Genomic DNA, 11,852 nt, shown 5'->3' with positions numbered 1-11,852 from the left:
GTGTAGTGCTTCGCCACCTCGAAATGGCGCGACGATTCGTAGGACGGCCAGTTGTTCTCGGCGCCGTCGCCGGGTCCGCCAGCAGCGCATCCGCCTGGGCCTGCGTCAGCCGGCCGGTCACGGCGCCGCCGCCGGCCCTCTGATACAGGGCGATCGCCCGCCGGGTGCCGTCGCCGAACAGGCCGTCGACCTGGCCGCTATAATGGCCGAGGGTCGTCAGGCGCTCCTGCACCTTGCGGCGCTGCGCCGTGGTCAGGGTCGGCTCTGCGCCCTCCGGCGCCGGCGGCCCGATCAGCGTGTCGGCCTGGTTCTGCAGCGCCTGCAGCGCCTGGCGGTCGCCGGCGGCGCGGTCGCGGATCGCCGCCGCCTCGGCGCAGCCGGGGCCCTGGGTGGCGGCGCGCGCGTCGATCGTGTCCACGCGCTGGCGCTGCTCGGCGATGTCGTCGGCGACGGCCAGGGCGCCGGCGCGGGCGGCCAGCGGGTCGGCGCCCGCCAGTTGGCGCAGGCGCTGGCCGATGCGGTCGATCACGGCGGTGGTGTCGGACTGCACCGACTGGGCATCGTCGACCAGCGCCGGGCAGGCCTGGGGGCCGCCGGGCAAGGCGCCGGTCGGGGTCGAGGCGATGCGGTCGGCCAGCCGGGTCGCCCGCCGCGCCTCGGCGTCCAGCCGCCGGGCCAGGCTGCCCAGCCGTTCGCTCTGCAGGTCGGGCCGGCCGCACTGGCCGATGATGGTGCGATAGGCCGCCTGGGCCCGGCGCAGCTTGGCCGACAGGCCCTGGGCCTGGGCCGCGGTCTGCGTCGCCTGGTCGATCGGGGCGCGGGCGGTGCCGGCGCCGGCGTCGCGCTCGATCCGGTCGATCCGTGCCCGCACCCGGCCCAGGTCGCTCTCCGCCGTGGTGGCCAGGACATGCGCCTCGGCCTCGGTCTGGGCGCAGCTCTGCGACCGGCTCGGCTTGGCCGGCTCCTCGAACTGGCGGCGGATGCTGCTGAAGAAGTCGTCCAGCCCGTCCGCGCGCGCCGGTCCGGGCTCGGCGGCGAGGACCAGCGCGGCGGCGACAGCGAGGTTAAGGGCGATCCTCATGCGAACTCTTGCTCTTGCGCGTCAGCAGGCGATAGGCCGCCGCGGCGCCGACCAGCGTCGCGACGACGATGAGTATGAGCAGCAGCGGCGCCGCATCTTCAATCCCGAAGATTCGATTCAGCGCCTCGCCGGCGAACCAGCCGATCCCGACCCACACCGGCGCCCAGACGATCGCCGAGGCGACATTGGCGACCTGGAAGGGCAGGTGCCGCATCCCCATCATGCCGGCGACCAGCGGGATCACGGCGCGAACGGGGCCCAGGAACCGGCCGATGAAGACGCTGAGGCCGCCCCAGCGCTGGAAGAAGTCGCGGCCGGTGCGCAGCAGCTGCGGGTGCCGGGTGAACGGCCAGAAGCGCTCAACCCGATGCTCCAGCCACACCCCGATCCCGTAGGAGACGGCATCGCCCAGGATGGCGCCGGCGATGGCCCAGGGGATGACATCCCAGGGACTCAGCGTGCCCGCCTGGATCAGCGTGCCGGCGGCGACCAGCACCGCGGTCGCCGGCAGCAGCAGGCTCAGCACGGCGAAGGATTCACCGAAGGCGAAGACCAGGATGATCGGCCCGGCCCAGCCGCCATGGGCGCCGATGAAGGCGATCGTGTGGTCGATGAAGCCCTGCACCGCCGAAACTCTCCTGATCCTCGCGGCCGCGGCCGATATCGGCGGCAAAAGCGGCGATCAGAGGGCGAGGATGCGATCGGGCGCGTCGGAGAAGACACCGGCGACGCCGAGGTCGAACAGGGCCTTGGCCCGCGCGGCGTCGTTCACCGTGTAGGCCAGCACCGGCCGGCCGGTGGCGCGGTACTCGGCGATGGTCTCCGGCGTCTCCTTCTCGTGGCTGACATTGATCGTGGCCGCCCCGATCGCATCGGCATTGGCGGCCCAGACCGCCGGCCGCTCCCAGATCAGGTAGCCGCGCGGCCAGTCGGGCGCGACCTCGCGGGCCTTCATCAGGCTCTCGATGGCGAAGCTGGAGACCAGCGGCTTCGGCCGGTCGGCCGGCCACAGCTTCCGGGCCGCCGCCAGCGCCACCTCGGCGGTCTCGACCTCGCGGCCGGGGCAGGGCTTGATCTCGATGTTGATCGCCAGGCCCAGCTCCAGCGCCAGGGTCAGCACCTCGTCCAGGGTCGGCACCCGCTCGCCGCGGAACTCGGGCGCGAATTTCCGGCCGGCATCCAGCATCCGCACCGCGGCGAAATCGGCGTTGGCGACGGCGCCGCTGCCGTCGGTGGTGCGGTCCAGCGCGTCGTCATGGATCACCACCGGCACGCGGTTGCGGGTCAGCTTGACGTCGAACTCGACCATCTGCACGCCCAGGGCCGCCGCCTTGCGGAACGAGGCCAGGGTGTTCTCCGGCGCGTGGGCCGCGGCGCCGCGATGGCCGATGACTCGGGGCAGGGTCAGGGTCATGGGGCTGTCTCCGGGGGACGTCGGGGCAGTGCGGAAAGCGGGTTTTCGGCTTGGTCGGGAACGGTCCGGCTCAGGCGCCCGGACGGAAAGGACCGGCGGCTCGTCAGGACAATCTCCCCTCCAGGTGCCATCCTCGCCGAGCCGGCGTCAAGTGGGGGACGGCTCGGCCGCGACTCCCCTTGGCCCGGCATCCGTGCTAGACGGGCGCCGATTCGAGAGATCCGGACGAGACCCATGGGATTCAATTGCGGCATCGTCGGCCTGCCCAATGTCGGCAAGTCGACGCTGTTCAACGCGCTGACCTCCACCCAGGCGGCGGAAGCGGCGAACTATCCGTTCTGCACGATCGAGCCGAACACCGGCCGCGTCGGCGTGCCCGACCCGCGGCTGGACAGGCTGGCGGCGATCGCGGGCTCGGGGAAGATCATCCCGACCCAGCTGGAGTTCGTCGACATCGCCGGGCTGGTGCGCGGCGCGTCGAAGGGCGAGGGGCTGGGCAACCAGTTCCTGGCGAACATCCGCGAGACCGACGCGGTGCTGCATGTGCTGCGCTGCTTCGAGGGCGACGTCACCCATGTCGAGGGCTCGGTCGACCCGGTGCGCGACGCCGAGACGGTCGAGACCGAGCTGATGCTGGCCGACATGGACGGGCTGGAGCGGCGGGTGCAGTCCGCCGCCAAGCGGGCCAAGGGCGGCGACAAGGACGCCAAGACCGAGATCGAGCTGATGGAGCGGGCGCTGGCGGTGCTGCGCGAGGGCAAGCCGGCCCGCACCGTCGCGCTGTCACCGGATGAGCGCGAGCCGTTCCGGCGCCTGGCGCTCCTGACCTCCAAGCCCGTGCTCTATGTCTGCAACGTCTCCGAGGACGACGCGGCCACCGGCAACGCCCATTCGGCGCGGGTCGAGGCGATGGCGAAGGCGCAAGGGGCCGAGGCGGTGGTGATCTCGGCCGCGATCGAGGCCGAGCTGGCGCAGCTCTCGGCCGAGGAGAAGCAGGAGTTCCTGGGCTCGATCGGGCTGGAGGAGCCGGGGCTGAACAAGGTGATCCGCGCCGGCTACAAGCTGCTCGGCCTGCTCACCTTCTTCACCGTCGGGCCGAAGGAGGCGCGGGCCTGGACCGTCAATGTCGGCGCCACCGCGCCGGAGGCGGCGGGGGTGATCCACACCGACTTCCAGCGCGGCTTCATCAAGGCCGAGACCATCGACTACGACAGCTATGTCGCGCTCGGCGGCGAGCAGGGGGCGAAGGACGCCGGCAAGATGCGGCAGGAAGGCAAGGACTACGTCGTCCGCGACGGCGACATCTTCCACTTCCGATTTAACGTGTGAGGTCCGGGAGGCGGCCGTGGTGACCGCCTCCGGAGCTTATCCGGCCGTGCAGCTGGTGCTGGGGGCGCCGGCGATGCGGCTGTAGGTGGCCTGGCCGCCCTTGTCCCAGAACTCCGCGCCATAGGGGTTGGTGTAGCGCGCGCCGCTGCCGGAGATCGCGCGCTGCAGCGTCAGCGTGTTGCCGCCGTCGGCCAGCACCAGCGCGTCGCCGGTGAAGCCGGCGGACAGGCTGGTGCCGTCGGCGCAGCGGTAGCTGACGGTCTTGCTGGCGACGGCTTCGGTCTTCGCGGTCGGGTTCGGGGTCTCGTCGCCGCAGGCGGCCAGCGCGGCGAGGGCCAGCGCGCAGGGGATCAGGGTCAGGCGGCGGGTCATCGCAGTCTCCTTCTTGGCCCGGCACCGTGCCGGGCGGACAATCGCCCCTCAGCAACGCCGCAGCCGGCCATTTGTTTCGCGACCGGGGCGAAGCGGCCAAACCCTTGTCGGACAAATTTCCCATCCGGCCCCTTCCCGCCGACGCTCCGGCCCCCACATCTTCATCAAAGGATGCGGAGGAGTCGCCGATGCGAAGCGCGGTCGCGGTCTCAGCCTTGCTCGCCCTGTCCCTGCTCGTCGCCAGCCCGTTCACCGCCCCGCCGGCCGCGGCCCAGGACGTCGCGCCGGGGACCAGGTTCCAGGTCAGGCCCGACGCGCTGCCCAAGCCCTACGCCACCGACGCCGTGGCCAACCAGTCGGAGACCGTGGCCCGCACCGATGCGATGCGGCCGCAGGTGCCGAAGGGCATGACCGCGACGCTGTTCGCCACCGGCCTGTCCGGCCCGCGCCAGATCCTGGTGCTGCCGGACCGCTCGATCCTGGTGTCGGAGCCGGAGGCCGGCCGCATCAGCCGGCTGGTCGCGCCTAGCCCGCCGGCGCGGGCCCGGGCCATGCCGTTCCTGACCGGGCTGGACCAGCCCTACGGCATGACGCTGCGGCGCGACGCGCTGGTCATCGCCGATCTCGACGGGCTGTGGCGCGTGCCCTGGGCCGCCGGCGACGCCAAGGCGCAGGCCAAGCCGCAGCGGATCACGCCGGAGGGCGCCTTCGACGGCGGCAACGGCCATCACAGCCGCAACGTGATCTGGGACCCGGCCTCGGACCGTTTCTTCGTCTCCATCGGCAGCCGCAGCAACATCGCGGAGGAGGCGGCGCCGCGCGCGACCATCCAGGTCTTCGCCGCCGACGGCTCGGGCGGCCGCACCTACGCCTCCGGCCTGCGCAACCCGGTCGGGCTGGCGCTGCAGCCGGGCACCGGCAGGCTCTACACCGTGGTCAATGAGCGCGACGGCCTGGGCAACGGGCTGGTGCCGGACTACCTGACCGCGGTGCGGGAGAACGGCTTCTACGGCTGGCCCTATTCCTATCTCGGCCAGAACCCGCAGCCCGACCTGGCGGACAAGCAGCCGGACCTGGTGAAGTCGGCGATCGTGCCGGACCTGCTGTTCGAATCGCATTCGGCGCCGCTCGACCTCGTCTTCTACAACGGCTCGATGTTCCCCGACTGGCGCGGCGACGCGCTGGTGACGCTGCACGGCTCGTGGAACCGCGCCGACCCGATCGGCTACATGGTGGTGCGGGTGCCGTTCCGGGACGGCAAGCCGCAGGGCGGCTACGAGGCGCTGGCCACCGGCTTCCGGGTCAACAAGGGGGACGGCGCCGCCCAGGTCTGGGGCCGCCCGGCCGGCATCGCGGTGCTGCCGGACGGGTCGATCCTGGTCTCGGACGACGAGGGCGGCACCCTCTGGCGCCTCGCCAAGGCCGCCGACTGAGAGGGCCGGGTCAGACGACGGTGACGAGATCGCTGTAGCGCGCCAGCGTGCCGTCATGTGTCAACAGCCGCAACGGCTCGGTGACGGCTGTGGAAGGCATTGACAGGGCGTACGGGATGCTGAGTAATGGTTGTGCTTTTTCAGAAAGCACAATTTATACATGACTATGCCAGTCTCTCCACACGCCTCAGGCTCCGCCTAGATGGTCGCACGCATCGCCACGGTCGCCTTCCAGGGGATCGAGACCGCGCCGGTCGATGTCCAGGTGCAGGTCTCGGGCGGCCTCTCCGGCATCACCCTGGTCGGCCTGCCGGACAAGGCGGTGGCGGAAAGCCGGGAGCGGGTGCGGGCGGCGCTGCACGCCCTCGGCCTGGCCCTGCCGCCGCGGCGCATCACCGTCAACCTGGCGCCGGCCGACATGCTGAAGGAGGGCAGCCATTTCGACCTGCCGATCGCTCTCGGCCTCCTGACCGCCCTCGACGTGCTGCCGGTGCAGGAGGTCGGGCAGTACATGGCGCTGGGCGAGCTGGCGCTGGACGGCGCGCTGACCCCGGTCGCCGGGGTGCTGCCGGCGGCGCTGGGCGCGGCGGGGCGCGGGCTGGGCCTGATCTGCCCCGCCGCCTCGGGGCCGGAGGCCGCCTGGGCCGCCGACGCCGAGGGCCGGATCGACGTGCTGGCGGCGCCGACTCTGCTGGCCCTGGTCAACCATTTCAAGGGCACCCAGGTGCTGGCCCAGCCGCAGCCGCTGCTGGCCGCGGCGGACGGGCCGGGCCTCGACCTGCGCGACGTCAAGGGGCAGGAGACGGCGAAGCGGGCGCTGGAGATCGCGGCGGCCGGCAACCACAACCTTTTGATGATCGGCCCGCCCGGCTCCGGCAAGTCGATGCTGGCGGCGCGGCTGCCGGGGCTGCTGCCGCCCCTGTCGCCGGCCGAGGCGCTCGAGGTGTCGATGATCCATTCGGTCGCCGGCCTGCTGGAGGGCGGGCGGCTGATGCGCCGCCGGCCGTTCCGCGACCCGCATCATTCCGCCTCGCTCCCGGCCCTGGTCGGCGGCGGGCTCCGGGTCCGGCCGGGCGAGATCTCGCTGGCCCATCGCGGCGTGCTGTTCCTGGACGAGCTGCCGGAATTCGCCCGCGCCACCCTCGAATCGCTGCGCCAGCCGATGGAGACCGGCCGGGCGGTGATCGCCCGCGCCAACTCGCACATCACCTATCCGGCCCGGGTGCTGCTGGTGGCGGCGATGAATCCCTGCCGCTGCGGCCATCTCGGCGACCCGGCGCTCGGCTGCGGGCGGGCACCGCGCTGCGGCCAGGACTACCAGTCGCGCCTCTCGGGCCCGCTGCTCGACCGCATCGACCTGCATGTCGACGTGCCGCCGGTCTCGGCCGCCGATCTGTCGCTGCCGCCGCCGGCCGAGGGCACGGCCGAGGTGGCGGCCCGGATCGCGGCGGCGCGGGAGATCCAGGCCCAGCGCTATGCCAGGGACGGCATCGCCACCAATGCCGAGGCCGATGGCGCGGTGCTGGAACGGGTGGCGGCGCCCGATTCGGCCGGCGCCGCCCTGCTGACCCAGGCGGCGGAGCGACTGCGCCTGTCCGCCCGCGGCTATCACCGGATGCTGCGCGTCGCCCGAACCCTGGCGGACCTGTCCGGCTCGGAGACCATCGGCCGCAGCCAGATCGCCGAGGCCCTCTCCTATCGCCGGCTGGCCGTCGCCGGATAGGGTAGTAACGGGGCAAGGTGAGGCCAGGACTCCGGCAATCGAGGTCACCGGAACTTCATAAAATGATAATCAAATGATACGGCCCGATCCGGCAAAACAGCATCGGTTCCAGTCGAAGCGGCTTGGCCGGCGGCGGGAATTTTGTGATCCTGGCCGGGTTCGCTTCCTGCCGAGGCGATCGCCTTCACCCGAATCCGAGGGAGGGAGCCCGCCGATGCGATCGATTCTAGCGATCTTCGTCGCGTTGCTGGCCAGTGCCTGCGTGCCGCAGCAGCGCGCGAAGCCGTTCGTCGTGGTGGAGACCTTCAACGAGCGCGGCGCCGCAGGGGCGCAGGCCATCGCCGACCGGTATTGCGGCAAGGCCGGCCGGACGGCGCTCGCCGCCAACCGGCAGTGGAACTATATCGGCTTCCAATGCGTCCAGCCGGGCGGCACGCTGGTGGCGCAGACGCCGATTCCACCGCGCTGAGAGACCTGAAGCCTGGCCCAGACAGTAGAGGAGCCGCACGGCGGCGGCTCCTCGTTGTGCTCTGTCGTCCGCAGGCTCACCCGACGATGCCGGGTTGCCATTCCGACGGAGGTCGCCGCAAGGGCGTTGCGGCTGGCCAATACGCGTTACCGGCTGTGCCGACCACGTGGGAAAAGGATGCGCCCCCGGAACGATCGGATCAAGGGGGTCGTCGTGCGGCGCAGCAAAGGCCAGAAGGGCTGTCGCGTCTGCCGGATCAGGCGGCCTGGGTGGCCTGCGCGACCTGGGTCATGAACTTCTCGGGCGCCCGTTCGGCCAGCAGCGGCGCGGCCTTGGCCATCGCCTCCAGCAGCGGGTCCAGCCAGGCCTCGTCGGCCTTGGCGAAGTCGCCCAGAACCCAGCCATGCACCCGGTCCTTGTGGCCGGGATGGCCGATGCCGATGCGGACGCGCCAGAATTCCGGCCCGATATGGGCGTCGAGCGAACGCAGCCCGTTATGGCCGGCGGTGCCGCCGCCCTTCTTGACCCGGACCTTGCCGGCGGCGAGGTCGAGCTCGTCATGGAACACGACGACATCCGCGGGCGTGAGCTTGAAGAAGCGCATCGCCTCGCCGACCGACCGGCCGCTGTCGTTCATGTAGGTGGTGGGCTCCAGCGCCAGCACGCGCTCGGTGCCGATCCGGCCGTCCGCCAGCCGGCCCTGGAACTTCAGCTTCCAGGGCGAAAAGGAATGGCGCTCGACGATGTCGTCGAGCGCCATGAACCCGACATTGTGCCGGTGATACGCATATTGCGCGCCGGGATTGCCGAGGCCGACGAACAGCAGCATCGCACTCTCCCAGCCCGCAAGGCCTTGATCAGGCCTTCGGCTCCTCGGCCACGGCCGCCTCGCCGGTCACCGCAGCAGCGGCGGCCTCGGCAGCCTCGGCGCGGACGGCCGACGGCGCCGCGACGGTGGCGATCACGAAGTCGCGGTCCTGCACGGCCGGGCGGACGCCCTCCGGCAGCTTCACCGCGCTCATGCGCAGCGAGTCGCCGATCTCGGCGCCGGTCAGGTCGACCGAGACGAATTCGGGGATCGACTCGGCACGGCAGATCAGCTCGATGTCGTGGCGCACGACGTTCAGCACGCCGCCGCGCTTGATGCCCGGCGAGGCCTCTTCGTTGACGAAGTGCACCGGCACGTCGGCATGGACCGTGGTCTTGTCGCTGACGCGCAGGAAGTCCAGGTGGATGGCGGTGTCGGTCACCGGGTCCAGGGCGATATCGCGCGCCAGGACGTGGTGCTTCTCGCTGCCGATCTCGATGTCGTAGAGATGCGTCAGCATGGCGGGGTCGCGCAGGACCTTCAGCAACGACTGGGCGTTGACGCTGAACAGCACCGGCGGCTTGTTGTCGCCGTAAATCACACCGGGGATCATTCCGGCCCGACGCGCTGCCCGTGCTGCCCCCTTACCGGCCCGGTCCCGCGCTTCGGCCTTGATCTTGATGGTTTCGGCCATCGGTTTCTCCTAAGTGAAGACGCCGGCCTCCAGGGGTGCCGGCGTCGGTACGGCGTAACGAATAGTTACGCAAGCGCGGTCGTCTACCAGAATTGGTCCGGCTTCGCAACGGCTTGGAGCGCCGAGCGGCGTAACGAAACGGCACGCAGGCGCGTCGTCTGGCGGAAATCGGCCTCCTGCGCGGAGAGCGGATTGTCAGAATGGCGCCAGCTTTTGCGCGTAACCTCTCCCGCAAGCGAGGCCTTTTCAGAATTCCCCAGCCGTCATTGCGAGCGTAGCGAAGCAATCCAGGGGCCGGTGCGCACCGGCCCCTGGATTGCTTCGTCGGCTTCGCCTCCTCGCAATGACGGCAAGGGGCGAGCGTTCTGAAAAGGTCTCGATTGCGGGAGAGGCAAAAGGAGAGCCGTCTCAGATTACCAGGCCGGGAGGATGGCGCCCTTGAACCGGGTCTCCAGGAACTGGGTCACCTCCGGCGACTGGTAGGATTCGACCAGGATCTTCAGGTCGGCCCGGTCCTTGTCGGCGGCGCGGGCGGCGATGAAGTTGCCGTAGGGGTTGTCGGTGCGGCTCTCGGCGATCAGCGCGTCCTTGCGCGGATCCAGCCCGGCATTCAGCGCATAATCGGTGTTGATGATGGCGCCATCGAGGTCCGGCAAGGCATGCGACAGCTGGGCGGCATCGAGCTCGGAGAATTCGAACTTGTGCGGGTTGTCGGCGACGTCGAGCAGCGACGGGTTCAGGCCTTTGCCCGGCGACAGCTTGATCAGTCCATGCGCGGCCAGAAGGTTCAGCGCCCGGCCGCCATTGCTGGGGTCGTTCGGGATGCCGATCTTGGCGCCGTCAGGCAGCGCCTCCAGCTTGGTGTGCTTCTTCGAGTACAGGCCGATCGGCTCGACGATGGTGAAGCCGATCGGGACGATGTGATAGCCGCGGGCGGCTATCTGGGCATCCAGATAGGGCTTGTGCTGGAAGGCGTTGGCGTCGAGCTCGCCATTCTCGAGCGCCTCGTTCGGGATGGCGTAGTCGGAGAAGGTGATCAGCTCGATCTCGAGGCCTTTCTTGGCGGCCACCTGCTTGGCGACCTCGGCGATCTCCTCCTCGCTGCCGCCCATGACGCCGAGCTTGATGCTGGCGGCGAAGGCGCTGCCGGCGGTGGCGGCGCCGAGGGCGAGGCCGAGCGCCAGGCCGAACAGGCCGCGCTTCAGCGGAGACAGGGACATGATGGGCTCCTGCACGTCTTGGTTCATTCAGGGATAGGACAATCGGGTGCCCGGGTCACGCCCGGGCCTGCTCCGGCCGGTGCTGGCGGCGGGCGATCGTGGTCAGCGCGGCATGCGCCGCCCGGCCGGCCGCCCGGGTGGTGCGGAACAGGCGCCCCTCCAGCGGCGTGAAGGCCGAGTCGGAGGCGTAGAAGCGGAAGCCGCGCGGCTCGCGCGTGACGATCCCGGCGGTCAGGCCGCCGGCGACGATGATGAAGGCGTCAGCCATGGAAGGGGTCCTCTCGGGGCGCACGCCCGCTCGGGGGGCGCGCTGCGTGTGTCGGATCGTGCGGTCGGATGCGGCGGGGCGGGCCCGCGATCAGCAACAGCGACAGGCGCGACACATGCGGCCGGCCCCGGGGACGTCCCGGGTGGGGCCGGCGACGGAGAGGATGGGCAGGGACAGGGTCGAAACCATCGGTCGGCTCCTCAGCATCAACTGCCGGAACCACGAACATGTCGTGGCGCTTTAGCGTTTGGTGACGCGGCGCAAGCTGCTTCCGTCAAAATCCCGCGGATCCGAAGATCGAGGCCGACCCTCTAACATACGGTCAGCCGTGTCAATAATAAAAAATCTACATATTTTTACAGCAGTAATGTCATTGCGAGGAGGCGAAGCCGACGAAGCAATCCAGGGGCCGGCTCGCGCTGGCCCCTGGATTGCTTCGCTGCGCTCGCAATGACAACAGTGAGTGACGCCGCGCTGATGGGACGAAAAAGCCCGCCCGGCATGGCCGGGCGGGCTCCTCGGTTTCGCTATGGTGCCGGGATCAGGCGCCGCGGCGCCACCAGCCGCGCTTCGGGGCCTCGGGCGGCTGGTTCACCACCTGATTGGCCTCGACCGCGAGGTTCTCGGGCTGGGCCTCGGGCTCGGCAGCCGCCGGGGCGGGCTCCGCAGCGGCCGGTTCCGGCTCGGGCACGGCACCGTTCAGCGCCGCGGCCTCGGGCTCCGCTGCCGGAGCGGGGGCCTCGGCGGCCGGCTCGGCCGCAGCCTCCGCCGCCACCTCGGCCTTCTTGCGGCGCGGCGCGCGGCGCTTCGGGGCGGCTGGTTCACCACCTGATTGGCCTCGACCGCGAGGTTCTCGGGCTGGGCCTCGGGCTCGGCAGCCGCCGGGGCGGGCTCCGCAGCGGCCGGTTCCGGCTCGGGCACGGCACCGTTCAGCGCCGCGGCCTCGGGCTCCGCTGCCGGAGCGGGGGCCTCGGCGGCCGGCTCGGCCGCAGCCTCCGCCGCCACCTCGGCCTTCTTGCGGCGCGGCGCGCGGCGCTTCGG

13 protein-coding genes are annotated in these 11,852 nt (G+C 71.0%); 4 read left to right on the top strand and 9 right to left on the bottom strand.

Annotated elements, in window-relative coordinates:
- The 3 genes from BWR60_RS33545 to BWR60_RS33535 all read right to left on the bottom strand — a co-directional run.
- Positions 1–1,081 (bottom strand): peptidoglycan-binding domain-containing protein (locus tag BWR60_RS33545; RefSeq protein ID WP_144445850.1); only part of this gene is annotated, 1,081 nt, incomplete at its 3' end.
- On the bottom strand, positions 1,065–1,706 hold the full coding sequence (locus BWR60_RS33540; RefSeq protein WP_179222057.1) for a DedA family protein: 642 nt from the start codon (positions 1,704–1,706) through the stop codon (positions 1,065–1,067). The genes BWR60_RS33545 and BWR60_RS33540, both read right to left, overlap by 17 nt.
- Positions 1,707–1,763: 57 nt before the next feature.
- On the bottom strand, positions 1,764–2,495 hold the full coding sequence (locus BWR60_RS33535; protein WP_088157257.1) for a glycerophosphodiester phosphodiesterase family protein: 732 nt from the start codon (positions 2,493–2,495) through the stop codon (positions 1,764–1,766).
- A gap of 234 nt (positions 2,496–2,729) precedes the next feature.
- On the opposite strand from BWR60_RS33535, the gene ychF reads away from it, so the two are divergent.
- Positions 2,730–3,824: a redox-regulated ATPase YchF gene (gene ychF, locus BWR60_RS33530; protein ID WP_088157255.1), complete on the top strand. Its 1,095-nt coding sequence runs from the start codon at positions 2,730–2,732 to the stop codon at positions 3,822–3,824.
- 36 nt (positions 3,825–3,860) lie between these two features.
- Here ychF and BWR60_RS33525 read toward each other — a convergent pair whose 3' ends face one another.
- Positions 3,861–4,196, bottom strand: a complete 336-nt coding sequence (locus BWR60_RS33525; protein ID WP_088157253.1) for an MliC family protein — start codon at positions 4,194–4,196, stop codon at positions 3,861–3,863.
- Between the two features lie 188 nt (positions 4,197–4,384).
- On the opposite strand from BWR60_RS33525, the gene BWR60_RS33520 reads away from it, so the two are divergent.
- The 3 genes from BWR60_RS33520 (at position 4,385) to BWR60_RS33510 (ending at position 7,821) form a co-directional block, all read left to right on the top strand.
- Positions 4,385–5,629 carry a PQQ-dependent sugar dehydrogenase gene (locus BWR60_RS33520; RefSeq protein ID WP_088157251.1) on the top strand — a complete coding sequence of 415 codons (1,245 nt, stop codon included), beginning with the start codon at positions 4,385–4,387 and terminating at the stop codon, positions 5,627–5,629.
- Positions 5,630–5,831: 202 nt separating this feature from the next.
- Positions 5,832–7,352, top strand: a complete 1,521-nt coding sequence (locus BWR60_RS33515) for a YifB family Mg chelatase-like AAA ATPase (RefSeq protein WP_088157249.1) — start codon at positions 5,832–5,834, stop codon at positions 7,350–7,352.
- A gap of 214 nt (positions 7,353–7,566) precedes the next feature.
- A complete protein-coding gene (locus BWR60_RS33510) occupies positions 7,567–7,821 on the top strand; it encodes a hypothetical protein (RefSeq protein ID WP_088157247.1) in 255 nt (84 codons plus the stop codon).
- Between the two features lie 256 nt (positions 7,822–8,077).
- On the opposite strand, the gene pth is transcribed toward BWR60_RS33510, so the two are convergent.
- The 5 genes from pth to BWR60_RS37420 form a co-directional block, all read right to left on the bottom strand.
- Complete coding sequence (gene pth, locus BWR60_RS33505; RefSeq protein WP_088157245.1) at positions 8,078–8,650, bottom strand: aminoacyl-tRNA hydrolase; 573 nt, start codon at positions 8,648–8,650, stop codon at positions 8,078–8,080.
- A 28-nt stretch (positions 8,651–8,678) separates the two neighbouring features.
- Positions 8,679–9,323, bottom strand: a complete 645-nt coding sequence (locus BWR60_RS33500; RefSeq protein WP_088157243.1) for a 50S ribosomal protein L25/general stress protein Ctc — start codon at positions 9,321–9,323, stop codon at positions 8,679–8,681.
- Between the two features lie 413 nt (positions 9,324–9,736).
- A complete protein-coding gene (locus BWR60_RS33495) occupies positions 9,737–10,543 on the bottom strand; it encodes a MetQ/NlpA family ABC transporter substrate-binding protein (protein WP_088157261.1) in 807 nt (268 codons plus the stop codon).
- 55 nt (positions 10,544–10,598) lie between these two features.
- Positions 10,599–10,811, bottom strand: a complete 213-nt coding sequence (locus tag BWR60_RS33490; protein WP_034848324.1) for a hypothetical protein — start codon at positions 10,809–10,811, stop codon at positions 10,599–10,601.
- A 541-nt stretch (positions 10,812–11,352) separates the two neighbouring features.
- The gene (locus tag BWR60_RS37420; RefSeq protein ID WP_088157239.1) at positions 11,353–11,586 is read right to left on the bottom strand and encodes a hypothetical protein; all 234 of its coding nucleotides are present in this window, start codon (positions 11,584–11,586) and stop codon (positions 11,353–11,355) included.
- Between the last annotated feature and the right edge of the window lie 266 nt (positions 11,587–11,852).

The organism is Inquilinus limosus, from assembly GCF_002195995.1.
In the GTDB taxonomy this organism is placed as follows: Bacteria; Pseudomonadota; Alphaproteobacteria; order DSM-16000; family Inquilinaceae; genus Inquilinus; species Inquilinus limosus_C.
The sequence above is the reverse complement of the archived record's forward strand: the minus strand, read 5'-3'. Positions and strand labels throughout refer to the sequence as shown.